Genomic DNA, 25,717 nt, shown 5'->3' with positions numbered 1-25,717 from the left:
GTTGGACAACTATAGTTGGTCGCCGCCAACCCGGTACTTGATGCATATCAACGGCGGCGACTGGTGGTCTGGCGGCAGGCCGGTATAATCGGCGCCCTTCGATTCAGACCTTTTATTCCGTGAGCCCCATGATCCTTCCCGAAATTCACGAGTTCCTCGGCTGCCGAACCCCCGATGGCTGGGTCCAGGCCGCGCTTGCCGATCAGGACACCTTGCTGATCGACCACAAGAACTGTGAGTTCAAGGCGGCCAGCACGGCGTTGAGCCTGATCGCCAAGTATCACTCCCATGTCGACCTGATCAACCTGATGTCGCGCCTGGCCCGGGAAGAGCTGGTGCATCACGAGCAGGTCATGCGCCTGATGAAAAAGCGCAAGATCGAGCTGCGTCAGCTGTCCGCCGGGCGTTATGCCTCGGGCCTGCGCAAAGTGGTGCGCAGCCACGAGCCGGTCAAGCTGGTGGACACGCTGGTGGTCGGCGCATTTATCGAAGCCCGCAGCTGCGAGCGTTTCGAGGCGCTGGTGCCGCATCTGGACGAAGAACTGGGCAAGTTCTATTTCGGCTTGCTGAAGAGCGAAGCGCGGCATTTCCAGGGTTACCTGAAACTCGCTTACCAGTACGGTGATGCCAAGGATGTTGCGCAAGTCATTGACCGGGTCCGTGCCGCCGAGCAAGAACTGATCGAGTCGCCGGACGTGGAGTTCCGTTTTCACAGCGGTGTCCCGGCATCGGCGTGATTCGCCCTCCGCACGTTGCAATCTTTTGCGACTGAATTGTTAAAAACTCTTAAGAGTATGAAAGATCACTGAAAACCGGCCCTCGTGGCCGGTTTTTGCTGCCCGTCATCACCGTCCCGTCATCGATTGGCGCCATAATGCCGCCCACTTTTCACAAGGGTTGGCAGACGGTCGTTATGGATAACCTGGGTTTTGGCAAAGTATTGCTGGTGGAAGACGACGAGAAGCTCGCCGGGCTGATCGCGCATTTCCTGTCCCAACATGGCTTTGAGGTCCGCCAGGTTCACCGCGGCGACCTCGCGTTGGCCGCGTTCCTCGAATTCAAACCGAAAATCGTCGTGCTCGACCTGATGCTGCCGGGGCAGAGCGGCCTGCACGTGTGCCGCGAGATCCGCAGCGTGTCCGACACGCCGATCGTCATCCTGACGGCCAAGGAAGATGACCTCGATCACATCCTCGGCCTGGAGTCCGGTGCCGACGACTACGTGATCAAACCAATCAAGCCGCCTGTATTGCTGGCCCGCCTGCGTGCGTTGCAACGGCGTCAGGCGCCGGACAGCGGCGTGTGCAGCGCCCTGGAATTCGGCAACCTGAGCATCGACCGCAGCTGTCGCGAAGTGCGGTTGGCGGGGGAGGTCATCGAAATGACCACCATGGAATTCGAACTGCTGTGGTTGCTGGCCAGCGCTGCCGGCAAGGTTCTGTCCCGCGACGACATCCTCAACCGCATGCGCGGTATTGCGTTTGACGGCCTCAACCGCAGTGTCGACGTCTACATCAGCAAGTTGCGCGGCAAGCTCAAGGACAACCCGCGCGAACCGGTGTGCATCAAGACCATCTGGGGCAAGGGTTACCTGTTCAATCCGTTTGCGTGGGAGCTGTAAATGCTGCGGTTATTTCTTGGGCTGTTTCTGGTGATGACGGTCGGCCTGGTACTGGGGTTGCAAACGGTCGAGCGCACGTTCGATGCGCTTCTCGATGATCAGATGCAGAGCTACAACCGCGAGGCGGTGCGTGGCCAGGCCTGGTCACTGGCCGAGCAATTACGCGATCTGGACGGGTCGGACCGGGAGCGCGAACTGGAAGCGGTGCGCCCGCACTATGGCTTGGGCCTGACGCTGGTCGAGAGCCGTCAACTGTCCCTGACTGATCAGGAGAAAGCCGAGTTGGCCCAAGGGCTGCTGGTGATCCGTGACAAGTACACGCAGTTCATCTCGCGCATTGACGAGGGTTCGCAGTTGCTCAGCATCAAGCTGCCGGCCGAGCCCAGTCTGATGCCGTTCTACATCGCCGCGGCCTATCTGATGATCGCGGTGATGATCGGTTTTGTGTTGATGTTCTGGGTACGCCCGCATTGGCGAGATCTGGAGAAACTGCGCCTGGCGGCCGAACGTTTTGGCGATAACGACCTGTCGTCGCGAATCCAGCTGTCCAAACGCTCGAACATTCGTGACCTGGCCGAGCACTTCAACCTGATGGCGGCGCGCATCGAAGGCTTGATCGCCAATCAGCGCGAACTGACAAACGCGGTGTCCCACGAGTTGCGCACGCCGATTGCCCGGCTGTCATTCGAACTCGATCAGCTCAAGCAACAACCCGATCCGACCCAGAACCGCGAACTGATTGCCGACATGTACGCCGACCTGGGCGAGCTGGAAGAAATGGTTTCCGAGCTGCTGACCTACGCCAGCCTTGAGCGCGGCGCTACGGTCATCAGCCGGGAAAACATCCAGGCCAACAGTTGGCTGGACAGCGTGGTCGGCAGCGTGGCCCTGGAGGCCGAGGCTGCCGGGGTGCAGTTGTTGATTGTCGAGTGTCAGGTCGATGAGGTTCGCATTGAGCCACGCTTTATGGCCCGGGCGGTGATCAACCTGCTGCGCAATGCCATTCGTTATGCCGATGAGCGGGTGGAAGTGTCGTTGGTCCGTACCGGTGATCACTACGAAGTGCGGGTCAACGATGATGGGCCGGGTGTGCCGGTGGACGGGCGCGAGAAAATTTTCGAACCGTTCTCGCGCCTGGACGCCAGCCGTGATCGCCGCACAGGTGGGTTTGGTTTGGGGTTGGCGTTGGTGCGGCGGGTGTCGCAATCCCATGGCGGGCAGGTGGGAAGTGGGGGATTCGCCTTGGGGTGGGGCGTCGTTTCGCATGACGTGGGCGCATCTGGATTGATTGCGTTGATCTCACCGGCCCCATCGCGAGCAGGCTCACTCCCACAGGGGAATGCATTCCAAGTGGAGGAGTGAGCCTGCTCGCGATGGGGCCATCCGCAACACCGAAGCGCTAAAAGGTGTACACCACCTGCCCACCCACCGAAGTCTCCCACAGGGGATTGCATTCCAAGTGTGGGAGCGAGCCTGCTCGCGATGGGGCCATCAGCAACACCGAAGAGCTAAAAGGCGTACACCACCTGCCCACCCACCGAAGTCTCCCACAGGAGAATGCATTCCAAGTGTAGGAGTGAGCATGCTCGCGATGAGGCCATCCGCAACACCGAACAGCTAAAAGGTGTACACCACCTGCCCACCCACCGAAGTCTCCCACAGGGGAATGCATTCCATGTGTAGGAGCGAGCCTGCTCGCGATGGGGCCATCCGCAACACCGAAGAGCTAAAAGGCGTACACCACCTGCCCACCCACCGAAGTCTCCCACAGGGGAATGCATTCCAAGTGTAGGAGTGAGCCTGCTCGCGATGGGGCCATCCGCACCACCGAAGAGCTAAAAGGCGTACACCACCTGCCCACCCACCGAAGTCTCCCACAGGAGAATGCATTCCAAGTGTAGGAGTGAGCCTGCTCGCGATGGCTCCATCCGCACCACCGAAGAGCTAAAAGGCTTACACCACCTGCCCACCCACCGAAGTCTCCCACAGGAGAATGCATTCCAAGTGTGGGAGCGAGCCTGCTCGCGATGGGGCCATCCGCTACACCGAAGAGCTAAAAGGCGTACACGACCTGCCCACCCACCGAAATCTCCCACAGGGGAATGCATTCCAAGTGTAGGAGTGAGCCTGCTCGCGATGGGGCCATCCGCAACACCGAAGAGCTAAAAGGTGTACACCACCTGCCCAGCCAAAGAGGTCTGCATTCGCCGCTCGACAATCGGACTGTCGGCCGCATCACCTGCCAGATACTGCGCGGCCAGCACCGTCGACACACTCCACTGATCATCAATCGGCATCGACCAGCTCAACTCCGCCCCTCGACTCACCAACCCTCCGCGAGTGTCATGCGTCCTGAACTGGCTGCGCGAAGCCTGCGCCACACTGACGCCATACCAGGTGCGCACGTAATGGCTGTCGCCAAACTGACTGTTCAGGCTGCCCACGACCTTGCCATAGTCACCCTCATAAAACGGTGCGCTGATGCTCAGCTTCAGGCGATTCCAGGATGAACCGGTGTCGTGATCGTCATCGTCCTTTTCCAGCGCATGCTCGAAACGGGCCCCGAGAATGATTGGGCCCATGTGGTAAGTCCCGTCCAGACCCAACGCCGGCCGCGACTTGATCGAGCCCATGCCGTTGAGCTCGTCCGAGCCTTTGAACCCGCTCTTGCGATCCTTGCGCACATCGCTCGCGCCGATGTACACGCTCAGGCCGAAGTCGTCTTCATCAAAAGCCCAGCCCAAACCCTTTTCCGTGTCCAGAAAGAGGCCATAGGGGCTGATAACCTTGGCACCCAGCAGCGGCGCCACTACGCGCTCGTCGCTGCCGCTGTACCGCGGCGCGCTGGCGGCACCGGCGCGCAAGGTGTATTGCCAGTCTTCAGCGCGTAATGAGTCGGTGGGAAGCAGCAGGCAAAACGAAGTCAACGACAGACACATCGAACGTAACATGGGAGCACCCGAGGGGAGGTTGGATGCGCCCATGCTAGGCGGCCGCCGGGCGGCAATCTTTGAGAGCTTTGTCGGGAAACTGTCAAAGAATGTGAAGCGGCTTTAGCGGCTCAAACCCAGGCGTTCATGCCATTGGGCGATGGACTCCTCGGGGTAGACGTCGAATTGCTGGTCGGCAGGATGCGCCTCGACTTCCACCCACGGCGCCTTGGAGCCGAGCATCAAGTGCGTGTGTTCCGGTGGCACCGGCAATGGCGTGTCGATGGCCGAGGCAAACGGGTGGATCAGCTCCGGCCACTCAGGGCTGAACAGCCACAAACCTGACCCGCAAAGGCTGCAGAAATGCCGTTCGGCGCTGCTGCTGTGGGCGCGTTTGTCGCCTTCGTCCTTGAGTCGTGCATGATAAATCGCGATGTGCTTGCGGCCGCGGACTTTCAGGCTGGCGGCATCACCGGCAATATTGATCGAGTAACCGCCACCGCCCTGAGTCTTGCGGCAGATCGAGCAGTAGCAACGCTGATAAGGGTAGGGGTGGGCGCTGGTCAAACTGAACGACACAGCGCTGCAATGGCAGGAACCTTCGAGCTGCATGGGAACCTCCGACAAGGGTTGGGTTTACCCCAGACAGCCTAGACCGTCAGCGGACGTCGACCGGCACCAGAATCGCATCACCGGTCGCCACCAGCTTCAGCTGGTCGCCGGTTTGCGCGAACAACTCGGCGCGGGCAAACACCTGCTTTTTGCCGGCCTTCACCACCCGGCCCCTCGCGATGAACACTTCGCCAATGGCGGGTGCCAGGCAGTTGACCGAAAAATGTGAAGCCAGCACGTTGCCGGCAACCGTCCCGGCGGCGAATCCGCAGGCCGTGTCGAGCAGCGCGCCGATCAGGCCGGCGTGCAGAAAGCCTGCGTATTGCGCCATGTCGGCTTCGCGAAAGGCCAGGGTCAGTTCGGCTTCGCCGCTTGCGGCTGCGGTCACTTCGAAGCCGGCCCAGCGGTTGAAGGCTGAGGTTGAGTTAATCTGTTTGAGTGCGTTGAGCATGACGAATCCCTCCGGTTGAGACATCAACATGCGCCGGGTTTTGGGGGATGTCATGGTGGATAAGGGAGGGTGATGGGCCGCAGGATTTGTGGTGAATGTGCCGCCTTCGCGAGCAGGCTCGCTCCTACAGTTGAAATGCATTCCCCTGTAGGAGTGAGCCTGCTCGCGAAGAACGATAGCGCGGTCCCGCTGGACGCCCACTCATGACCAAGGCAGCATGGCGACCTCATCAAAGGGGCTGAACTCATGCGACGATTGCCTTCCCTGGCTGCACTCAGAACCTTCGAATGCGCCGCCCGCCACGCGCATTTCGGCCGGGCCGCCGCCGAGCTGTGCGTCACCGACAGCGCCGTCAGCCATCAGATCCGTCAGCTCGAAGAGCACTTGGGCGTCTCTTTGTTCATCCGCGAAGGTCGGCAAATCCGCCCGACCATGGCCGCGGGGCGATTGATGCAAAGCCTGCAGCACGCCTTCGAACTGATCGGCGAGGCCTGCGATGAATTGCGCGACCCGTCGTCATTGGCGGTGTTGCGCCTGGCGGTCACCGCCGAGCTGGCGCAAAAGTGGCTGATGAGTCGGCTCACGGACTTCTACGCGCGCTATCCGCACATCACGCTGCACCTCTACGAACAACCGATCGACGCCACGGCGCCGGGGGAGGACATCGACCTGGCGATCACGTATGGAACGGGCCCGGTCGACAGCAGCGCATACTTCGTCCGTCCCTTGCCGGCGTTGCAATTTTTCCCTGTGTGCAGCCCCGGCCTCTTCAACCAAGGCACCCTGAAAACCCCGAAGGACCTGGCGCGCCATTGCCTGCTGCACGACGATCAGGACGGCAAGACCTGGACCGCCTGGCTCACCAGTCATGCCGGCGATCAGCGTCCCGAACGCCAACTGTATTTCGCCCACGCGGGCCTGGCGCTGGAAGCGGCGGCGCAAGGGCAGGGCGTGGCCATGGGCGACAATCTGACGGCTCAGGAAGACTTGCTCAGCGGTCGTCTGGTCCGGCCATTCACCGCCAGCATGACCGCGCTCGGGCAATATGCACTGGTGTGTGAGCGGGTGCGTCTGGAGCGTCCGGCCGTGGCGCAGATGCTGGAGTGGTTCAACGATCAGCTGATCGATTGATGAGTTGAATTCAAGTATTCCGAAATAATCATCGTTGGCGAGGAGGGCGCCGACGACCTTAGCCTGTGGTCATTCCAATCCCCGCTGATGAGGTCTGACCATGGCACGTTTGCTCGATTCCACCCCGAAACTCGACGGCTTCCGCCTGCCCGGCGAATTCGAAACCAAGGCCGGTTGCTGGCTCGGCTGGCCGGAACGTACCGACGTCTGGCGCAACGGTGCCAAGCCTGCGCAGAAAGTCTGGGTGCAGATCGTCACCGCCATTGCCCAGAGCGAACCCGTGACGGTGTGTGCTTCCGCCGCCCAGTTCGCCACCGCTCGCCGCCAGTTGCCGCCTGAGGTTCGCGTGGTGGAAATGACCTGCAACGACACCTGGTTCCGCGACAGTGGCCCGTGCTTTGTGGTCAACGACGACAGCGGTGAAGTGCGCGGCGTCGACTTCGAGTTCAACGCCTATGGCGGTCTCGACGGCGGGTTGTACTACCCGTGGGACAAGGACGATCAGATCGCCAGCAAGATCCTCGAAATCGAGCGTTTCGACCGTTATCGCGCGCCGTTGATTGCCGAGATGGGCGGGATCCAGAGTGACGGCCAGGGCAGCATCCTCACCACCGAGCAATGCCTGCTCAACCGCAATCGCAACCAACATCTGGGCAAGGAAGAAGTGACCCGTCGCCTGACCGATTACCTCGGTGCCGAGCAAATCATCTGGCTGCCACGGGGTTGCAAGTTCGACGAAACCGACGGCCACGTCGACGATCTCGCCTGCTTCGTGCGCCCCGGCGAAGTGGTGCTGCAATGGACCGATAATCGGGATGACCCGCAGTGGGAAATCTATCAAGAGGCCTACGACATTTTGCGCAGCACCCGCGACAGCCGTGGCCGCGAATTGATCGTGCACAAGCTGCCGCAACCGGATGTGCTGGAGTGGACCGCTGAAGAAGCCGAAGGCCTGGACCAGCAAGACAGCACCCATACCCGTCAGGCAGGGACCCAAATCTGCGCGTCGTACATCAACTACTACGCCGGCAACAGCTCGATCGTGGTGCCGCTGTTTGGTGATCGCAACGATCAGGCGGCGCAGGCGACGCTGGCCGAATTGTTCCCGCAGCACACAATTGTCGGCATCGAAAACTCCCGGGAAATCCTCCTCGGTGGCGGCAACGTTGCGTGCATCACCATGCCGCAATACGCCGCCCCCGCCAATAACAGGAAGGGAGTTTAATCATGGGCCTGCACAAACTGACTCAAGCGTTATTGCTGGTGCTTGCACCCATGTGTGTGCAGGCCGCCGACACCGCGAAACCGGTGGTGAACCTGTACATCTGGGGCGAATACCTGGCCCCGGATACCCTGGCCAATTTCGAGAAGAAAACCGGCATCCATGTGGTGGTCGATCACTTCGACTCCCTTGAAACTGCCGAGACCAAACTGCTGACCGGCCGCAGCGGTTATGACCTGGTGCTGACGGCGGGGCAGCACCTGTCCCGGGCGATCCAGAGCGGGGCGATTCAAACACTGAACCTGCAACGGCTGCCGCACTTTGCTGGCGTCGGCGAAGAATTCCGCCAGCACATGGCGGCGTTCGATCCGGGCAATCGTTATGCCGGGATCTACGCCTGGGGCACTACCGGGGTCGGCTATCAGGAAGAGGCGATCAAACAGCGTTTGCCCGATGCGCCACGGGACAGCTGGGCGATGCTGTTCGACCCGGCCGTGGTGTCGAAATTTGCCGATTGCGGGGTCAGTCTGCTCAACGACCCGAACGAGGTGTTTGCCGCGGTCATGAAGTACATGGGCCTGGACATCAACCGCCAGAACCTCGATGACCTGAAACTGGCCGAACAACAATTGGCGAAGATCCGGCCGTACATCCGCTACTTCGACAATGACCTGAACATCAGCGACCTGGCCAACGGCAATACCTGCGTGGCGATGTCGTGGAACGGCAACGTGGCCATCGCGGCCGGGCAGGCCGAGGCGGCGAACAAACCGTTCAAGCTCAGTTACCGGATACCGAAGGAGGGCACGTTGATCTGGTTTGACGCCATGGTCATTCCCAAGGATGCACCGCACCCCGAGGCCGGGCTGGCGTTGATGGATTACCTGATGACACCCAAAGTGATTGCGCCGATCACGGACACCATTCACTACGCCAATGCGATTACGGCGGCGGACGGGTTGATTGATCCGGCGATTCGTAACGATCCAGGGACGTATCCGTCGGCGCAGGTGAGGGCTTCGTTGTATAGCAAGAATGACAATGGCAAGGCGTTCAACCGGGCGCTGATTCGGGCGTTCAGTCGGTTGAAATCCGGGTTGTGATCGGCTTTGAGTGATGCGGTGAATGGGCAATCGCCTTCGCGGGCAAGCCCGCTCCCACAGGTCGGGCACAGATGCTGCGTACACAAAAAACCTTGTGGGAGCGGGCTTGCGCGCGATGAACGATAACCCGGTTTATTTGCCGGTCATCCGCCACAAATACCAGGAAGCCACCGTCCGATACGGACGCCACGCCAAGCCAATCTCCACCATCTGCTTACGCGTCGGCTGCACCTCCAGACCCTTCAGCCGGCGATACCCCTCACGCACCCCAAAGTCATCCGCCGGCAAAATATCCGGTCGCTCCAGGCTGTAAATCAGCAGCATCTCGACCGTCCAGCGCCCAACCCCGCGCAAGGTAATCAACCGCTCGATCAGCGCCTCATCGTCCATCGCCAGTGCGGTGGCGTAATCCGGTACGACACCGTCCAGAGCCGCCTGCGCAATCCCTTGAATGGTCGCGATCTTGCCCGCGGAAAACCCGCAGCTGCGCAGTGGATCAAAGCCTGTCGCCAGAATCTGCTCAGGCCTTGGAAACGTCGTCGCCGGAAACAACGCCAGCAGCCGGCCGATAATCGCATCCCCGGCCTTAGCGTGCAGTTGCTGATAGGCAATCGCCCGCACCAGCGATTCATAAGGATCGCGAGCTGCGTGGGGCTCATGCAGGCAGGGGCCAACGGCGGCGATGTGGCGCCGCCAGTCGTCATCGATTGATGACAGAAACCCGGTCGCGGGCAGATAGGGATCGGGCATGGCGATCAAGCTTTCCCGGCAGGTTTCAGCAGGGCATTGATTTCCCCATACGTGAAGGCCTTGAGGTGGCTGCTGTCGAGTTTGCCAGTTTCCAGAAAACCTTTGGCCAGGGACGCCATGGCGCCATACAGAAATTCGGCGATGCCCGAGCCGGCACTCAGGCGTCGCACGCCGAGTGCTTGCAACGCTTCAGGCGATGGCAATCCCGGCAACCCGAGCACATTCACCGGCAGCGGTGTGCCCTGGCACAGGGCAGCGATTTCATACTCCGCCGTGACGCCCGCCGCAAACAGCCCGTCAGCCCCCGCCGCCTGATACAACGCGGCGCGCCTGAGCGTTTCGGCGACGCGGTCTTCGGCAGGCACCAGGCCCCTTAAGTACACGTCGGTGCGGGCATTGATGAACAGCTTCACCTTGCGCCGATCGGCCACCTGCCGGGCGACTTCGATCTTGCGCGCCAGCAGCTCTGGCGCAGTGGCACCGTCCTCGATATTGATCCCCACCGCACCGGCCGCGATTACCGCATCAACGACTTCGGCCACCCGCGTCAGGTCATCGGAATAACCGGCCTCGATGTCGACGGTCAACGGCACCGAAATCACCCGGGCGATGGACTCGACGGTCGATATCAGGCGTTCGAGGGGCAGGGCATTACCATCCGCATACCCGTGCGCCCAGGCCACCGCCGCGCTGCTGGTGGCCACGGCCTTGCAGCCCAGTTGCTCGACGATGCGCGCACCGGTGGCGTCGGCGACGTTGGTCAGAATCAACAAGCCGTCGTGGTGCAGTTGATGAAATCGAGTGTCCATCGAATGTCGTTCCTTATGACGTTTGCAGAAAATCAGGGGATCAGAAGGCGAGTTGTCCGGTCAGCTGCACCGCGGCTTTTTCCAGCCGGAGCAAAAACGCCTTGCGCGGTTGCCCTCCACCATAGCCCGTCAACGAGCCGTCTGCACCGATCACCCGGTGGCAGGGCAATACAATCGAAAGACGGTTCTGCCCGTTGGCCAGGCCCACGGCGCGACTGGCGCCGGGTTTGCCCAGTGTTGCGGCGATGGTGCCGTAGGTGCTGGTCTGGCCGTAGGGGATCTTCGCCAGTTCAGCCCAGACCTGCCGCGCAAATTCGCTGCCGGGCAAGTGCAGTGCGACGGTGAATTCAGTGAGTTTTCCAGCGAAATACTGGGTCAGCTCGGCTTCAATCTGCTGCAAATGGGCGTTGTGTCCCGGCGCCACAGCATAGCCATAACGCTTTTGCAGTTCTTCGACTTCCCGGGTCAGTGCCGGTCGATCCAGAAACTCCAGCAGCACCAGCCCACGGCGTTCGGCCATGGCGATCATCGGCCCAAGCGGTGTGGTCAGGCGCGTGAACAACAGCGGCTCGCTGTTGGCCGCGCGGCCCGGCGTGATGTGAAAGGATTTTTGAAACGCATCGCGAAAACCGCTCAGGGATTCGTAGCCCGAGTCAAACGCCGCATTGTCGATGGAATCGCCCTGTTTGATACCGCCCAACGCCATCCCCAGGCGTCGGGTGCGCAGCCAGGCGTGGAAGGTCATGCCGAAATGCTGCTTGAACCAGCGGCGCAGTTTCAGCGGCTCGATGCCCTCAGCCAATAACTGGGCATCGGTCCAGCGCAGGTCGGGATCGTTGTCCACCGATTTGAGCAGCCCCTGCACCCAGTCCGGCGCAATGGCCGCGGCGTCCAGCGGTTTGCAGCGCAGGCAAGCGCGATAGCCCGCTGACATGCACTCATCGGCGTGGGCGAAGAACTCGACGTTCTCCGGCTTGGGCTTGCGCGCCGTGCAACTGGGGCGGCAGAAGATTCCGGTGGTCTTCACGGCAGTAAAGAACACCCCCTCGTAGGCGGTGTCTCGTTCGAGCATGGCGCGAACCATCTCGGCGTGGGGCGGAAGCAAAGCGTTTTGTAGGTTCATGGGCTGAGCATAAGGCCCGTTGGGCGACGTCTCCACCGGAAAATCGACAGGGAATTTCGCTGACTCGTTACAGGGGGGGCGATGCGGTCCCATTCGATTTTCGGTTCGACGTGCGGTGCCATGCACCCGCGACGGGCCGGCCAGTCCCCAATGGCTTTTGTGTCGGCGAATTCCGAAGGGTCTTTGTTATAGACAGGCTCGCGACCAAAACCAACGCACTTTCCCCTTGCTAATGCTTGTGTCGGTGATGAATGTCCGGAAAGTGTGGATGGCTGTGGCGGATCGGCGTGTGCTGATGTTCGTGGCTGTGCGGCTCGGTCCCGTCCCACTCGAACGAATGCTCATGTTGATGATGCTCGTCATGCACGTGCCGATGGCCATGGGTGAGTGCCACGTGCTGATGCTCATGGGCATGATGCTCCCTGAGATGTATCCAGACGCCCAGGCCCATCAGCAACGATGCGATCCAGAACGTAAGGGAAACCGTCTCACCGAACAGCAGGAGGGCGATGGCGGCGCCGAGAAAAGGCGCCGTGGAAAAGTAGGCGCCCGTGCGTGCAGTGCCCAGCCCGCGCAACGCCAGCACGAACAACACCAGGCTGATGCCGTAGCCGAGGAAGCCGACGATCAACGTCGGCCCGATTACCGTGATGTGCGGCAGTTTTGCCCCCAGCAGCAACGCCAGCGAGCAGTTCACCAACCCTGCGGCCAGCCCCTTGATCCCGGCGATGAACACGGCATCCGAGGCCGACACCTTGCGCGTGAGGTTGTTATCGATCGCCCAACAGGCGCAGGCCAGTGCGACCGCCAGTGGCCCGATCCAGCCTTGTGGCTGAGCCGAATCGTGCGGCCACGCCAGCAGCAATCCACCCGCGACAATGGCCAGCATCCCGGCGACGATGCGTCGGTCTGCATTTTCCTTGAACACGACCCACGCCAACACGGCAGTCAGTACCGCTTCGAGGTTGAGCATCAGCGAGGCCGTGGCGCCGGAGGTCAGGGTCAAACCAAACATCAGCGCCACCGGCCCCAGCACGCCGCCAAACACGATGGCACCGATCAGCCAGGGCCATTCAGACGCTTTCAGGCCGCTGGGCTGCCAGCCCCGGTCGCGGATCAGCCTGACGAGGGTCAAGCCCAGCCCGCTGCCCAGATACAGCAATCCAGCCAGCAGGATCGGCGAGAGGTCCAGGCCCAACACCTTGGCCAGCGGCGTACTCGCCCCAAACAGCGCGGCTGCGCTCAGGGCATAGACAACGTTCAGGTTCATTCGAGGCTCGGCGAGTATTGATTAGGGATGCAGCGCAGTTTGAACCTGCGCTGCATCCCGTCAACCCCTGGAATCAGGCCCGACGCGCCATCAACAGCACCGAAGCCGCCGCCGACAACAACCCCGCGCAGCAACGGTTGAATAGCCGCTTGCCCCGGGGCTCGGCAAACCAGCGGCGCATGTGCAGGCCCATGTAGGCGTAGGCGCTGATGGCGATCCATTCCAGCATCAGGAACAACGCGCCGAGCAGCGCAAACTGTGGTGTCACGGCGCGGGTCGGGTCGATGAACTGCGGCAGGAACGCGGTGAAGATCAGGATCGCCTTGGGGTTGCCGGCCGCCACCAGAAACTCCTGTCGCGCCAGCGCCAACACGCCGACCGACGCACCCGTCGCGGCTTTTTCGACCCCAGGATCGGCGCGCCACAATTGCCATGCGAGGTAAAACAGATACGCCGCGCCAACGATCTTGATGCCGTAGAACAGCAACTCGGACGTTTGCAGCACCACCGCCAACCCGGCCGACGCCAGGGCAATCATCCCGGCAAACGCCAGCAACCGCCCGATCCCCGCCACACAGGAGATGCGGTAGCCGTAGCGGGTCGAGTTGCTGACCGACAGCAGATTGTTCGGGCCCGGCGCCATGTTCAGGGCGAAGCAGGCGGGGATAAACAGCGTGAGCGTGGCGAGGTCCATGACAGGTCTCCGGTAACGAGAGCGGTATTTTTATCATGGCCGGCGGGGGCTTTCCCCGTACAGCGGTGGACGCAAGTCGCCGTACACTTTTGTTGTTTGTCGTGAGTGCGCGCCTGCTTATTCAACATGATTTGCGGGCGCTTGTTTAAAACCCGTCGGGTTTACTTCCTGAAAGCTACAAATCCTTGCGCCGTTGCCTACGGCTGCGCCAGAATCCGCCGGCTTGTGCGCCTTGGGCCTGGGCTCTATCGTTTCCGGGTCGCTGCCAATTCAGCGTCCGGATTTGACCGTCCGACTCAATCAAGGCGCACCAGTGCCCAAGAAAAGTTTCCGGCTTTTTTGCGGTGGCTGTGCGCGGGACATCTTCGGGTGTGCCGGATTCCTTGATTTCCGGTCGGTCAACCCGCGTACAGCTGCCACCTTCATTCGTTTGACCGCGAATGGTGGCAGCTCCACTAATCAAGGAGCATCACAATGTTCAAGGCCACACCCAATCCCCCGGGAACCGACGACGTTTCCCCCTACGAATCCGCCGATTCCAAAAAGCTCAACGAAGCCGCCGAGCGAGCGCTCGACTTCCACTTCCCGTCGAATGCCGATATCAAAGCTATCCCGCGAATACGCAGCACCCTGTTTTCCGTAGACCCCGAGGCCTCGGCCGAAACCCTGGCGGTTTATCTGGTCGAGACCCTGGCCTCGGTCGATGTGATGGTCCATCAGTTGGTGGATCATCTGGAGGGTGAATCGCGTTACGCGCTCCTGGGTATTTCCAACAGCATCATGACGGCGGAGATCACGGCGAACCGGGTGTTGGATAAGATTGATCTGCCCAAGTAGGTGCCGCTTGCTGTGGTGAGTGGCTAACGGATGTTTGGCTGTTCATCAGGGCCAGAAGTGACATAGCCGCGACTCGTACGTTTCAAACGCGAAGAACCCCCAGTGGTCTGCCGATCACTGGGGGGTTTTGTTGGCCACAAGACCGGCCGGTTTCGCCGGGCACCGTCGGTCTACCTCGCAAACCTCCTCGCACCCACCACACACAAAATCACCGCAACAGTAACTCCGAGCATGCCGAGGCTGACCTGCTCGTGAAGCAACGTGGCCGCCAGCGCCAATCCAAAAAACGGCTGTAGCAGCTGCAGCTGCCCAACGGCTGCAATCCCCCCTTGGGCCAATCCGCGATACCAGAATACGAAGCCGATCAGCATGCTGAAGAGCGACACATACGCCAGGCTCAACCAGGCTGGTGCGCTGATGCCCGAGAACGAAGAGGGCGTCAGCCACCAGGTCAGTGGCGCCACGATCGGCAGCGACACTACCAGCGCCCAGGAAATCACCTGCCAGCCGCCCAGGGTTTTGGAAAGCTTCGCCCCTTCGGCGTAACCGAGGCCGCAGGCAAGAATGGCCAGTAGCATCAGGATGTCGCCGGCCGGCGAAGCGGTGAGTCCCTGGGAAACGGCGAACCCGACCACCAGTAAACTGCCCAGGACCGAGAAGAACCAAAAGGCCGGCCGGGGACGTTCGCCACCGCGCAACACCCCGAACGCGGCGGTCGCGAGCGGCAACATGCCGACGAAGACAATGGAGTGCGCGGACGTCACATATTGAAGCGCCAGCGCCGTCAGCAGCGGAAACCCGATCACCACGCCCAGCGCGACGATGACCAAGGGCAGCATCTGGTGGTGCGCAGGGCGCTTTTCCTTGAACAGCCACAACATGCACAGCGCCAGCACGCCGGCGATGGTGGCTCGGGCGACGGTCAGAAAGACCGGGTCGAATTCCAGGACGGCCACCCGTGTCGCGGGCAGCGAACCGCTGAAGATCAGGACGCCGATGAGTCCATTGATCAACCCGCTGGTGTTCTTTTCCACGGTCTGGTTTTGCAGCTTCGATGTGCGTTCCATTTGGCGTCCACTCAAGGGGCGGGGTTGCGTTCAGCGCATCGTATGACCGACTATCGATACAATCAAAAAATTGTCATGGATACATTTCCATATGCCTCGCTCCCGGTACAAGTCGCTGGTGGACGCCTTCGCAGCCGATATCCGCTCAGGGCGTTTGCCGCCCGGTACGCGCTTGCCGACTCACCGTTTGCTCGCCGCCAGCCATGGCTTGGCCTTGGTCACTGCCAGCCGGGTCTATGCAGAGCTGGAGGCCATGGGCCTCGTCAGTGGCGAAACGGGGCGCGGGACTTTCGTCCGGGAGACTTCGCTGCCGCCCAGCCTGGGCATTCATCAGCCCAGCGTGGCGGCGGGGATGATCGACCTCAACTTCAACTATCCCTCGGTACCGGGGCAGGCCGATCTGCTGCGCAATGCCTTGCGTCAGCTCGCATTGTCCGGTGACCTGGAATCCCATCTGCGCTATCAACCGCACGCGGGGCGCCTGCACGAGCGGGCATCGGTCGCGCGCCATCTGGAGATGCGCGGGCTGACGGTACAGGCCGAGCAGGTGTTGCTCGTCAGTGGCGCGCAGCATGGTTTGACGGTGGCGTTGATGGCGCTGCTGCAACCGGGTGACGTGATCGCGGCCGACGCTTTGACCTATCCAGGGTTCAAGGTGCTGGCTGAAACGCTGCATCTGGAAGTCGTGCCTATTCCCGGGACCGATACCGGGCCGGATCTGGAGGCGCTGGAAAAGCTCTGCCGGAGCCGATCGGTGCGAGCCGTCTACACCATGCCGACGCTGCACAATCCGCTGGGATGGGTGATGGCCGCCGATCAGCGTGAACGCCTGGTGGCGATTGCGCGCCAGCATGACCTGCACATCATCGAGGACGCTGCCTACGCATTCCTGGCCGAAGACTCGCTGCCACCGCTCGCACAATTGGCCCCCGAAAGAACGGTGTACGTTTCAGGGTTCTCAAAGAGCGTCGCCACCGGCCTGCGCGTCGGATTCGTCGCTGCGCCGCTGCAAACCGTGCCCGCACTGGAGCGCACGATCAGGGCGACTACCTGGAATACCCCCGGGGTGATGACGGCGATTGCGTGTGCGTGGATCGATGACGGCACCGTCAGCCAGCTCGAAGCGCAAAAACGTGCAGACGCACAGGCCCGCCAGGCCGTGGCCGATCAGCACCTGGCCGGCCTGCACTTCGTGCGCCATCCATCCTCCTACTTTATCTGGCTGCCCTTGTCGGAAGATGCACGAGCCGACCAGATTGCCATGGCATTGATGCGCGAGCAGGTGGCGGTCTCGACCGCCGAACCGTTTGCGACTTCTGTCCATGTGCCCCACGCAATCCGCCTGGCGCTGGGTTCGGTGGATTTGGGCGCACTTGCCGTGGCACTGGAGAAAGTGAAGCGGGTGGTGGGGGCGTACACGTAGCGAAGTCATTGCCCGGGTGTGATCACTTTGCTAGCCACACACCCATAACCACAACCATGACCTACGCTTGTTCACAGACGCATGTTCAGAGAGCAGGGTTTGCTCCTGAGCGCGATTCAATCGGCACCCCACAAAAATAATATCGGGAGAGTCCCTATGCTTGCCTTGCTCCGTCGATCAAGCCGCTTCATGGCAATTGCCGTCACCGCTGCCGCGCTCGCTGCACCGGCGTTTGCGCTGGACACCGTCAAGTTCATGGCCCCTGGCTCGGTCGGTGGCGGCTATGACCAGACCGCACGGGATCTGGGCAAAGCCCTGGTCGAGGCCAAGGCGGCCAAATCCGTCACCTTCGAGAACAAGGGCGGCGCTGGCGGTACGCTCGGGCTGGCGCAATTTGCCAACAGCACCAAGGGCGACCCGAATGCGCTGCTGGTGGTCGGGGCGATCATGGTCGCAGGTATTGAACAGAACAAACCGCAAATCACCTTGAAGGACGTGACACCGATTGCCCGGCTGTTCACCGAATACAACGTCATTGCCGTACGCAAGGAGTCCGAGTTCAAAACCCTGGAGGACTTGCTCAAAGCCTTCAAGGACAAACCCTCCAGCATCACGTGGGGCGGGGGTTCCAAGGGGTCGATTGATCACATCGGGATCGCCGACCTGGCCGGCAAAATGGGAATCCCCGTCAACAAGGTGAACTACGTGGCGTTCGCGGGTGGGGGCGAAGTGGTCGCGCAGGTACTCGGAGGCCAGATCAAAGTGATCACCGGAGGTTATGCCGAACTGGGCCAATACATCCGCAACGGCCAGTTCCGGGTGCTCGCCATCGGCGCGCCCGAGCGCATTGCCGGCATCGACGCGCCAACGCTCAAAGAGAGTGGTTACGACGTGACTATCGGCAACTGGCGCGGTGTTTACGGTGCCGCGGGCCTCACACCCGAGCAGCGCAAGGAAGTGACGGACGCCGTGCTGGCCGCCGCCGCCAGCGACGGCTGGAAAGCCAATGTCGAGACCAATAAATGGGCGCCCAACGTGCTGACGGGCGATGAGTTCGGCAAATTCGTCGACGAAGAACACGTGCGGCTGCGCGCGATGCTGGTCGAGGTCGGGTTGATTGCGAAATGAACCCGACTCGTAGAATCCTGCCGGTGCAACTGGCGATCGGCCTCGGTGTGGTCGCCATCAGTACAGTGTTGGCGCTCGGCGCCAACCGCTTTCCTGAGGAAATGGGTTTCGTCATCCTTGGCGCTCACGTCTATCCCTACGCATTAGCGGTGTTCCTCGGTGTGGTCGGTCTGTTGCTGTGTTATCAGGCCGTCACCGGTGGTTTTCGCGAATTGGCCGATCACGAAGACGAGTCTGCCAAAGCGCTGCCCGGCGGCAAACTCGGGGCTGCCTGGGTGACCGCGGGCCTGGTGGGCGTGGCAGTGCTGATCAACCTCATCGGGTTCGTGCTGTCGGCGGGGTTGTTGTTCGCCTGTTCGGCCCGGGGGTTTGGCAGTCGTCGCCCGGTGCGCGACCTCGCCATCGGCATTGCCCTGACGCTGCCGATTTACTGGCTGTTCAACGCCGGGCTCGGCGTGTCCCTTCCGCCCCTGATCAACGCCTGGATCTGAGGAGGTAAAGCACGGTGGATATTCTCTCAAGCCTGGCCATCGGTTTCGCCGCCGCGCTGACGCCGATCAATCTGATGTGGGGATTCATCGGCTGCCTGCTCGGCACGGCCATCGGTGTGTTGCCGGGGATCGGACCGGCGCTGACCGTTGCGCTGCTGTTGCCGATCACGGCCAAGGTCGACCCCACCGGGGCGCTGATCATGTTCGCCGGGATCTATTACGGCGCTCAGTTCGGCGGCTCGACCACGTCCATCCTGCTCAATACCCCCGGGGAATCGTCGTCCATGGTCACGGCCCTGGAAGGCAACCTCATGGCCCGAAACGGACGGGCAGGGCCGGCCCTGGCGACGGCGGCTATCGGGTCGTTTGTCGCCGGCACCATCGCGACGATCCTGCTCACCTTGTTTGCGCCCATCGTTGCCACGTTGGCGCTGAAGTTTGGTCCGGCGGAATATTTTGCGATTCTGGTGCTGTCCTTCACGACGGTGTCGGCAGTGCTCGGCGCTTCGATGCTGCGGGGTTTCGTCTCGCTGGGGATTGGCTTGACGATTGGTTTGATCGGCCTGGATTCGACCTCGGGCATTGCCCGCTACACCCTGGGCGTGCCGGAGTTGGTGGATGGCATTGAAGTCGTGCTCGTGGCAGTCGGTTTGTTTGCCGTGGGCGAGGCGTTGTACAGCTTGCTGTATCAAAAAGAAGAAGCGTCCGGTCGGCACCGGCTGACGTCTTTGTGGATGACGCGCGCCGACTGGAAGCGCTCGATTCCCGCCTGGCTGCGGGGCACTCTGATCGGTTTTCCTTTCGGCTCCATTCCAGCCGGTGGCGCTGAAATCCCGACCTTCTTGTCCTATTCGGCCGAACGCAAACTGAGCAAGTTTCCCAAAGAGTTTGCAGGCAGCAAGGGCGAGGGTGCCATCGAAGGCGTTGCCGGCCCCGAGGCCGCCAACAATGCCAGCGCGACCGGTTCCCTGGTGCCGCTGCTGACGCTGGGCATTCCGACTTCCGCCACGGCTGCAATCCTGTTGGCCGCGTTCCAGAACTACAACCTGCAACCGGGGCCGATGCTGTTCCAGACCTCGGGTGATCTGGTCTGGACGCTTGTCGCCTCGCTCTACATCGGCAACGTCATCCTACTGGTGTTGAACCTGCCGTTGGTGGGGTTGTGGGTCAAGTTGTTGCAGATTCCCCGACCGTACCTGAACGCCGGCATTCTGGTGTTCGCCACCATTGGTGTATACGGCATGCGCCACTCTTCGTTCGACTTGCTGCTGATGCTGGCAATCGGTTGGGGCGGGGTGCTGATGCGGCGCTTCGATTTCCCTGTCGCGCCGGTGATCGTGGGCATGCTGCTGGGGCCGATGGCCGAAAAACAACTGCGCAACGCGTTGTCCATCAGCGAAGGTGACTGGATGATCTTTCTGACGCAACCTATCGCCGCGTCGTTCCTTGCGTTGACCCTGTTGGTGTTGATCGTGCCCCATCTACTGCACGCTCGGGGCATCAAGTTGCATGAGGATGATTAGGCAGTTTTCTTCAATACGCAGGGCAGGGCGCTCAGTACCTTGGGCGCTGGTTTTCCTGAATTGAAGAAGGTGTGCGATGAGTCTGATTATCTCCATGGCCACATTTGCCCTGGTGGCGTCGATAACGCCGGGGCCGGTCAACATTGTCGCGTTGAGTTCGGGGGCGCAGTTCGGCTTTCGCGCCAGTCAGCGGCATGTGGCCGGGGCCACGTTGGGCTTTGTGTTATTGCTGGTGTTGATGGGCCTGGGGCTGCATGAGGTGTTGCGCATCTGGCCCGCGCTGACACAGGTGGTGCAACTGGCGGGCGTGGCGTTTCTGTTGTTCATGGCCTGGAAACTTGCGGCAGACGATGGTCGCATCGACGCCAAAGAGTCGCGCCGGGCACCGTCGATGCTGTATGGCGCGGTGATGCAATGGCTTAACCCGAAAGCCTGGCTGGCGTGTGTGGCGGGCATGGGCGCCTTCGTCGCGGACGGCGAGGCGCGGTTGGTCTGGCAGTTTGCAGCGGTGTATCTGGTGATTTGCTACGTGTCGGTGGGGTGCTGGGCGTATGCCGGAACTTTCCTGCAGGGTTATCTGAATAACCCTGCAGGCATGCGCTTGTTCAACCGCGTCATGGCGCTATTGCTGGGGGCGAGTGCCGTGTATCTGCTGGTTTCCTAGCCCCCGGCCACTCACCTCAATCGAGACCGTGCAGCAAACTGAACTCATTTTTTATCAACGGCGTGCTTAGCCTCGATACTGTCCCGGTGTCGCTGCCAGATGCTGTTTGAATACCCGCTGGAAATGCGCCTGATCGGCAAATCCCGCTTCCAGTGCTACCTCCGCAATCAACTTGCCATTGCGCAGTTGATCACGGGCGAACTGGATACGCCGGTTGACCAGAAAGGCATGGGGCGTCATGCCGTAATGGTGCTTGAAGGCGCGAATCAGGTAGGACGGAGACAGTTGAGCCGCGTCGCAAATATCTTCGAGCTTGAGTGGGTGTGTACAGTTGTCACGAATGTAGTCGGCGGCCCGTTCCAGCTTGAAATTGGGTTCGCGCAACGCTTGATCGACCGGGTTTAGCCGCTGTTGCACATCGGTAAAAAACTCCACCGCCGCACTGTGTTTGCACAACACGTCCTGCCAGGGATCAACCAGTATTTCGTACAAGCTGTTGAGGCCGTCGAACAGGTTGCCATCGCGGGTGTGGGTGACGGAAAACCGTCTGAAGGCGGCGTCCTGGCTGAAGCCGAGCTGACGCTGCAAATCGGTCAGCCAAGGCGTTTCGACGTACAGCATCAAGTATGACCACGGCTGGTCGTCGATCGGATTGCAGGCATGGACATCATCCGGGTTCATCAACACCACGGTGCCGGCGCTGACCTGGAACTGCGCTTGCTCATGAAGGTAAGTACTGCGCCCGGCGGTGATCGCGCCGATGGAAAAGTGCTCGTGGGAATGCCGGGTGTAGCAGACCTCGCGGCCGTCGGCGATGGAACGGGCCTCGATGAAGGGCAGGGCATCGTCTCGCCAGAAACGGGGTGCCGTGTCAGCGTCTTTGGCAAAGGTGTGCTTCATCGTCAATGTCCTCGGCAGGCCGGCAACGGAGTGTATTAGCTCTCGCCGTCAAAGGCTCGTCGCAACGCGGCAATGTCGAGCTTTTTCATCTGCATCATGGCTTGCATGGCGCGTTGGGATTTCTTCGTGTCGGGGTCTTTGAGCATGTCCATCATGGCGACCGGCACGATCTGCCAGGACACGCCGAACTTGTCCTTGACCCAACCGCACTGCTCGTTCTGCGGATGGGCGGAAAGCGAGCCCCAGAAATAGTCGACTTCTTCCTGGGTCTGGCAGTTGACCTGAAACGAAATCGCTTCGCTGAACGTGAACACCGGGCCGCCATTGAGGCCTGTCATGGGCTGCCCGTCGAGTTCGAAGCTGACCGTCATCACAGAGCCTTCGGGCATGCCATGAACCTCCTGGCCGGCCTTGCCGTAGTGAGTGATGGCAGTGATTTTCGAATGATCGAAGATCGAACAGTAAAACTTCGCTGCCTCTTCGGCCTGATTGTCGAACCAGAGGCAGGGCGTCAGTTTTTGCACGCGTTGCATGATGATGCTCCTCTACGGGTGATTCATGCTGGATTATCAGCGTAGCCAGCTTGTAGTCGATTGGCTGGACCGTAGATCGACATTTACCCTCAGGTCTTAGTGTGCGATTGAGTCAAAATGACACTTATGTGAGTCATATAGACCATTAACGAGAGTGGTCGTTATGACTCATATCGCTTCAGGGTGCTGATTTGGAAGGATTAAAAAACTGGCATGAGACTTGATACGTAAAACGTACAACTGAACTGCTTCAGGAGTACGGAAAAATGTTCGAGTTCTTCAACAATCCTCAGAACGTTCTGAACCTGTCGAGTCGCGTGCTGGGCGCGGGTCTGGCACTGCTTTTGGCGGGCATCTACGGCGCGTATCTCTACGGCGGCCATGTGCCAATCGTGGCGCTGGTGATGATGCATGCCATGACCATCGTCGGGCCGACCTTGCTCAAGATCGGCTACGTGATGCGCCTGCTGGCCCAGCATCGGTTGAGTAAAGGTTTGGTCAGGGCTGTGGCCTGATGCGCAGACTCGCCGCTGCACCCCTTTTCAGTCTCGGCTTTCGACCCTTCTTTCTGGCGATCGCCGGTGCGAGCCGGGTGTTTCCGGTACCGTTTTCCGGGTGGGGGCTGGGGCTCTCGGCGCTGCTGTGGCGCGGCGCTTTCGGCCTGTTTTTCATGCACTACACCAGTATCCTGCTTAAGCCGAGACTCTAACGCCCAAGGCCGCCGCGATCAGCGATCCACTGCGTGGCCATGTCGATGAAAGCGCGCAGTTTCGGTTGAGTCTGGGTACGGCTGGGGAAGTACAGGTACAACCCCGAACTCAGCGGCACAAACGGCTGCAGCACTCGCTCCAGCTGACCGTTCGCCAGCTCGTCGATGATCTCCAGGTTGCAGGCGTAAGCTAATCCGAGCCCGTTTCGGGCGGCGCTGATCAGTAGCTTGCGATCATTGACGAGCACGCCACTCTCGACGCCCACCGTGAAGTCTCGCCCGTCGCGGCGAAACTCCCAGCGATGCGCGCTGCCGGAGCTGGCGAAGCGGAAGCCGATGCACGCATGCCGGGTCAGTTCTTCCGGGCTGAGCGGTTTGCCGGCCTTGGCGAAGTACGCTGGCGAACCCACCACCGACCATTGCAGGTCCGGTGTCAGGCGCACGGCGATCATGTCTTTCTCGATGGACTCTCCCAGCCGGATCCCGGCATCGAAACCGCTTTCCATCAAGTCGACTGTGGCGTCGTCCAATGAAATGTCGAGGCTGACCTGCGGATAAGCCTGGCGAAACAGCGGCATCAGCGGCTCGATCAACAAGGCGCCGGACAGGCGTGGCGCGGTGATGCGCAACGTGCCCATCGGTTGGTCGCGAAAACCGCTGAGCACCGCCAAAGCTTCGTCGATTTCACTGGCCGCCGGACGCAAGCGAGCGAACAGGCTGGCGCCAGCCTCGGTCAACGCCACCCGGCGCGTAGTGCGCTGGAACAGCAACACGCCGGTGCGCCGCTCGAGCAGTTTGATCGCGTGGCTGACCGCCGTGGGCGTCACCGCCAACCGGGTGGCGGCGAGGGTGAAGCTTTTGTGCTCGGCCACCGCCAGAAACTCGGTCAAGCCATCGAAAGGATCGCGATTCATATCGACGCCATTATGAAAGACAGTTTCATAGTGCTTGTAACACGAGGGCATTTTTCAGACCAATCTTCCTGCGTACCTTGTGCTCACCCCAACCCAAACAAGGAACTCGATTCATGACCACTTCCCACACCTTCAAACGTGTCTGGCTTATCACTGGCGCTTCCCGCGGTATCGGCGCCAAGATCGCGGCCGCTGCACTGGCCAATGGCGACGCCGTGGTGGCCACCGCCCGTGATGCCAGCAGCGTCACCCAACGTTTCGGCACTCAACCCGCGTTGCTCGCCGTGTCCCTGGATGTCACCAACGAAGCGCAAGGCGTTGCGGTCGCCAAGGCCGCCATCGAGCATTTCGGGCGCATCGATGTGTTGGTCAACAACGCCGGCTTTGGTTTGCTGGGCGCGGTGGAAGAAGCCAGCGCCGATGAAGTGCGCCGTGTGTACGAAACCAACGTCTTCGGTTTGCTGAACATCACTCGGGCCGTGTTGCCATACATGCGCGCCGCCCGCAGTGGGCATGTGATCAACCTGTCTTCGGTGGGGGGTTACGCGTCGGGGCCGGGGTTTGGCGTCTATTGCTCGACCAAGTTTGCCGTCGAAGGCCTGAGCGAGGCGTTGCACGCCGAGTTGGCACCTGTGGGCGTCAAAGTCACCGTGGTTGAGCCTGGATATTTCCGGACCGAATTCCTCGAGGGCAACTCCCTGGTCGAATCCCCGTCGACGATTGCCGACTACGACAGCACGGCGGGTGAGGTGCGCAAAATTGCCAAGGCCGTGACCCTGAACCAGCCGGGCGACCCGGACAAGCTCGCCCAGGCCATGATTATCCTGGTGGAAGCAAAAAAGGCACCGCTGCGCTTGCCGATGGGCAGTGATTGCGTCGCGGCGATCGAAGCCAAGAACGCCTTCGTCGCTGATGAGTTGCAGACGTGGCGCGAGGTGTCGGTGTCCACCGACTACTGATCGCAATCTTTGTGGCCAGGGAGCTGCTGTGGCGAGGGAGCTTGCTCCCGCTGGGCTGCGAAGCGGCCCCAAACCCTCCAAACCCGGTACACCAGAAAAACCGTGATAGCTGATTTTGCGACGGCTTCGCCGTCGAGCGGGAGCAAGCGCCCTCGCCACAAATGCCCACCAGGCACAAAAGCCCGCTAGCCGCCCAAGCGCCATCACTACAAAACCTCATTCCAAGGCCATCCATCAAGGTGGCCTTTTTTTGACCGGTGGTCGATGAACCGGTCTCGCCCGGCATTTTGCGCTTAGCTGTAGGGATAACCGGAGGCGCGCGTAGGCATTCCGTGTCACAGCGACGCCCCTTCAGAACACCGTGAGTCTGAGGAAATTCGCAATGCTGACCCTGAATATCAACGGCAAGGATCAGGAGTTGGATGTCCCCGCGGACATGCCGCTGCTCTGGGTCCTGCGCGATGTCGCGCACCTGACCGGGACCAAATTCGGTTGCGGCATGGCCCAGTGTGGCGCCTGCACCGTGCACGTCGACGGCGCGCCGCTGCGCTCGTGCATCACGCCCGCCACCGCGGTGGCCCACGGGCAAAAAATCCTCACCATCGAAGGCCTGTCCACGGATGGTTCGCACCCAGTGCAGCAAGCCTGGGCCGAACTCGACGTGGTGCAGTGCGGTTACTGCCAGTCCGGGCAAATCATGTCCGCCGCCGCGCTGCTGGCGAAAATCCCCAAACCCACCGACAGCGACATCGATCAGGCGCTCTCCGGCAATATCTGCCGCTGCGGCACCTACCCAAGGATCCGCGCCGCGGTCAAACGCGCCGCCGAGATCGGTTGATGCCACGTTGAAGGG

Annotated in this window: 27 protein-coding genes and 1 pseudogene; 16 read left to right on the top strand and 12 right to left on the bottom strand. The window is 61.1% G+C overall.

Features of this window, described 5'->3' with window-relative positions; genetic code table 11:
• The first annotated feature begins 128 nt into the window (after window positions 1-128).
• From AB4N91_RS13635 to AB4N91_RS13625, 3 genes and pseudogenes are all read left to right on the top strand, one after another.
• A complete protein-coding gene (locus AB4N91_RS13635) occupies window positions 129-737 on the top strand; it encodes a MiaE family protein (RefSeq protein ID WP_010459709.1) in 609 nt (202 codons plus the stop codon).
• 176 nt (window positions 738-913) lie between these two features.
• Entirely contained in the window at window positions 914-1,621 is a 708-nt protein-coding gene (locus AB4N91_RS13630; protein ID WP_010459711.1) for a winged helix-turn-helix domain-containing protein, read from the top strand.
• Window positions 1,622-2,909 (top strand): annotated as a pseudogene (locus AB4N91_RS13625) (ATP-binding protein).
• Between the two features lie 874 nt (window positions 2,910-3,783).
• Here AB4N91_RS13625 and AB4N91_RS13620 read toward each other — a convergent pair.
• The 3 genes from AB4N91_RS13620 to AB4N91_RS13610 all read right to left on the bottom strand — a co-directional run bounded on the left by AB4N91_RS13620 (window position 3,784) and on the right by AB4N91_RS13610 (window position 5,614).
• Complete coding sequence (locus tag AB4N91_RS13620; protein WP_460112557.1) at window positions 3,784-4,572, bottom strand: MipA/OmpV family protein; 789 nt, start codon at window positions 4,570-4,572, stop codon at window positions 3,784-3,786.
• 102 nt (window positions 4,573-4,674) lie between these two features.
• Window positions 4,675-5,163, bottom strand: a complete 489-nt coding sequence (locus tag AB4N91_RS13615) for a GFA family protein (RefSeq protein WP_010459717.1) — start codon at window positions 5,161-5,163, stop codon at window positions 4,675-4,677.
• A gap of 46 nt (window positions 5,164-5,209) precedes the next feature.
• Window positions 5,210-5,614, bottom strand: coding sequence for a PaaI family thioesterase (locus AB4N91_RS13610; protein WP_169857951.1), 405 nt, complete (start codon window positions 5,612-5,614; stop codon window positions 5,210-5,212).
• A gap of 246 nt (window positions 5,615-5,860) precedes the next feature.
• Here AB4N91_RS13610 and AB4N91_RS13605 point away from each other — a divergent pair, with 246 nt between their 5' ends.
• The 3 genes from AB4N91_RS13605 (at window position 5,861) to AB4N91_RS13595 (ending at window position 9,070) form a co-directional block, all read left to right on the top strand.
• Window positions 5,861-6,745 carry a LysR substrate-binding domain-containing protein gene (locus AB4N91_RS13605; RefSeq protein ID WP_077750496.1) on the top strand — a complete coding sequence of 295 codons (885 nt, stop codon included), beginning with the start codon at window positions 5,861-5,863 and terminating at the stop codon, window positions 6,743-6,745.
• 100 nt (window positions 6,746-6,845) lie between these two features.
• Window positions 6,846-7,970, top strand: a complete 1,125-nt coding sequence (gene aguA, locus AB4N91_RS13600) for an agmatine deiminase (RefSeq protein WP_077750492.1) — start codon at window positions 6,846-6,848, stop codon at window positions 7,968-7,970.
• Between the two features lie 2 nt (window positions 7,971-7,972).
• On the top strand, window positions 7,973-9,070 hold the full coding sequence (locus tag AB4N91_RS13595; RefSeq protein WP_460112556.1) for an extracellular solute-binding protein: 1,098 nt from the start codon (window positions 7,973-7,975) through the stop codon (window positions 9,068-9,070).
• Window positions 9,071-9,202: 132 nt separating this feature from the next.
• Here AB4N91_RS13595 and AB4N91_RS13590 read toward each other — a convergent pair whose 3' ends face one another.
• The 5 genes from AB4N91_RS13590 to AB4N91_RS13570 form a co-directional block, all read right to left on the bottom strand.
• A complete protein-coding gene (locus AB4N91_RS13590; protein WP_010459727.1) occupies window positions 9,203-9,820 on the bottom strand; it encodes a DNA-3-methyladenine glycosylase family protein in 618 nt (205 codons plus the stop codon).
• A 5-nt stretch (window positions 9,821-9,825) separates the two neighbouring features.
• Window positions 9,826-10,629, bottom strand: a complete 804-nt coding sequence (locus AB4N91_RS13585) for an isocitrate lyase/PEP mutase family protein (protein ID WP_010459729.1) — start codon at window positions 10,627-10,629, stop codon at window positions 9,826-9,828.
• A 40-nt stretch (window positions 10,630-10,669) separates the two neighbouring features.
• Complete coding sequence (locus AB4N91_RS13580; protein WP_042932115.1) at window positions 10,670-11,752, bottom strand: bifunctional transcriptional activator/DNA repair enzyme AdaA; 1,083 nt, start codon at window positions 11,750-11,752, stop codon at window positions 10,670-10,672.
• Window positions 11,753-11,981: 229 nt separating this feature from the next.
• The gene (locus tag AB4N91_RS13575) at window positions 11,982-13,022 is read right to left on the bottom strand and encodes a DMT family transporter (RefSeq protein WP_083376917.1); all 1,041 of its coding nucleotides are present in this window, start codon (window positions 13,020-13,022) and stop codon (window positions 11,982-11,984) included.
• Between the two features lie 73 nt (window positions 13,023-13,095).
• Window positions 13,096-13,716 (bottom strand): LysE family translocator, encoded by a 621-nt coding sequence (locus AB4N91_RS13570; protein WP_460112555.1) that lies wholly within the window; start codon window positions 13,714-13,716, stop codon window positions 13,096-13,098.
• A gap of 474 nt (window positions 13,717-14,190) precedes the next feature.
• Between AB4N91_RS13570 and AB4N91_RS13565 the strand changes: the two genes are divergently transcribed.
• Window positions 14,191-14,553: a DUF6124 family protein gene (locus AB4N91_RS13565; RefSeq protein ID WP_010459737.1), complete on the top strand. Its 363-nt coding sequence runs from the start codon at window positions 14,191-14,193 to the stop codon at window positions 14,551-14,553.
• Between the two features lie 170 nt (window positions 14,554-14,723).
• On the opposite strand, the gene AB4N91_RS13560 is transcribed toward AB4N91_RS13565, so the two are convergent.
• Window positions 14,724-15,620: a DMT family transporter gene (locus AB4N91_RS13560; RefSeq protein ID WP_460112553.1), complete on the bottom strand. Its 897-nt coding sequence runs from the start codon at window positions 15,618-15,620 to the stop codon at window positions 14,724-14,726.
• Window positions 15,621-15,711: 91 nt separating this feature from the next.
• Between AB4N91_RS13560 and AB4N91_RS13555 the strand changes: the two genes are divergently transcribed.
• The 5 genes from AB4N91_RS13555 (at window position 15,712) to AB4N91_RS13535 (ending at window position 20,849) form a co-directional block, all read left to right on the top strand.
• Window positions 15,712-17,043: an aminotransferase-like domain-containing protein gene (locus AB4N91_RS13555; RefSeq protein WP_460112552.1), complete on the top strand. Its 1,332-nt coding sequence runs from the start codon at window positions 15,712-15,714 to the stop codon at window positions 17,041-17,043.
• 156 nt (window positions 17,044-17,199) lie between these two features.
• Window positions 17,200-18,171, top strand: a complete 972-nt coding sequence (locus AB4N91_RS13550; RefSeq protein ID WP_314642507.1) for a tripartite tricarboxylate transporter substrate binding protein — start codon at window positions 17,200-17,202, stop codon at window positions 18,169-18,171.
• Window positions 18,168-18,662: a tripartite tricarboxylate transporter TctB family protein gene (locus AB4N91_RS13545; protein WP_077750510.1), complete on the top strand. Its 495-nt coding sequence runs from the start codon at window positions 18,168-18,170 to the stop codon at window positions 18,660-18,662. Before AB4N91_RS13550 ends, AB4N91_RS13545 begins: the two co-directional genes overlap by 4 nt.
• A 14-nt stretch (window positions 18,663-18,676) precedes the next feature.
• A complete protein-coding gene (locus tag AB4N91_RS13540) occupies window positions 18,677-20,185 on the top strand; it encodes a tripartite tricarboxylate transporter permease (RefSeq protein WP_460112551.1) in 1,509 nt (502 codons plus the stop codon).
• A 76-nt stretch (window positions 20,186-20,261) separates the two neighbouring features.
• Window positions 20,262-20,849 (top strand): LysE family translocator, encoded by a 588-nt coding sequence (locus AB4N91_RS13535; protein WP_010459750.1) that lies wholly within the window; start codon window positions 20,262-20,264, stop codon window positions 20,847-20,849.
• Between the two features lie 66 nt (window positions 20,850-20,915).
• Here the strand turns inward: AB4N91_RS13535 and AB4N91_RS13530 are convergent, their stop codons facing one another.
• Both AB4N91_RS13530 and AB4N91_RS13525 read right to left on the bottom strand, forming a co-directional pair.
• Window positions 20,916-21,749 (bottom strand): AraC family transcriptional regulator, encoded by an 834-nt coding sequence (locus tag AB4N91_RS13530; RefSeq protein WP_169857960.1) that lies wholly within the window; start codon window positions 21,747-21,749, stop codon window positions 20,916-20,918.
• Between the two features lie 35 nt (window positions 21,750-21,784).
• Window positions 21,785-22,282 carry a VOC family protein gene (locus AB4N91_RS13525; protein WP_077750508.1) on the bottom strand — a complete coding sequence of 166 codons (498 nt, stop codon included), beginning with the start codon at window positions 22,280-22,282 and terminating at the stop codon, window positions 21,785-21,787.
• Between the two features lie 266 nt (window positions 22,283-22,548).
• Here AB4N91_RS13525 and AB4N91_RS13520 point away from each other — a divergent pair, with 266 nt between their 5' ends.
• Together AB4N91_RS13520 and AB4N91_RS13515 are read left to right on the top strand one after the other, a co-directional pair.
• Window positions 22,549-22,797, top strand: a complete 249-nt coding sequence (locus AB4N91_RS13520; RefSeq protein WP_154911796.1) for a transmembrane sensor/regulator PpyR — start codon at window positions 22,549-22,551, stop codon at window positions 22,795-22,797.
• The gene (locus AB4N91_RS13515) at window positions 22,797-22,991 is read left to right on the top strand and encodes a hypothetical protein (protein ID WP_186353686.1); all 195 of its coding nucleotides are present in this window, start codon (window positions 22,797-22,799) and stop codon (window positions 22,989-22,991) included. The genes AB4N91_RS13520 and AB4N91_RS13515 overlap by 1 nt, the downstream gene beginning before the upstream one ends.
• Here AB4N91_RS13515 and AB4N91_RS13510 read toward each other — a convergent pair.
• The gene (locus AB4N91_RS13510; protein ID WP_460112550.1) at window positions 22,988-23,905 is read right to left on the bottom strand and encodes a LysR family transcriptional regulator; all 918 of its coding nucleotides are present in this window, start codon (window positions 23,903-23,905) and stop codon (window positions 22,988-22,990) included. The genes AB4N91_RS13515 and AB4N91_RS13510 overlap by 4 nt on opposite strands.
• A gap of 113 nt (window positions 23,906-24,018) precedes the next feature.
• On the opposite strand from AB4N91_RS13510, the gene AB4N91_RS13505 reads away from it, so the two are divergent.
• Both AB4N91_RS13505 and AB4N91_RS13500 read left to right on the top strand, forming a co-directional pair.
• Window positions 24,019-24,864, top strand: a complete 846-nt coding sequence (locus AB4N91_RS13505) for an oxidoreductase (RefSeq protein ID WP_077750505.1) — start codon at window positions 24,019-24,021, stop codon at window positions 24,862-24,864.
• 382 nt (window positions 24,865-25,246) lie between these two features.
• Entirely contained in the window at window positions 25,247-25,702 is a 456-nt protein-coding gene (locus AB4N91_RS13500; protein WP_010459764.1) for a (2Fe-2S)-binding protein, read from the top strand.
• Window positions 25,703-25,717 lie beyond the last annotated feature (15 nt).

It is taken from the genome of Pseudomonas sp. H3_D04, assembly GCF_054669175.1.
Note: the sequence above shows the minus strand (reverse complement) of the source record. Positions and strands in the feature narration are given on the sequence as shown.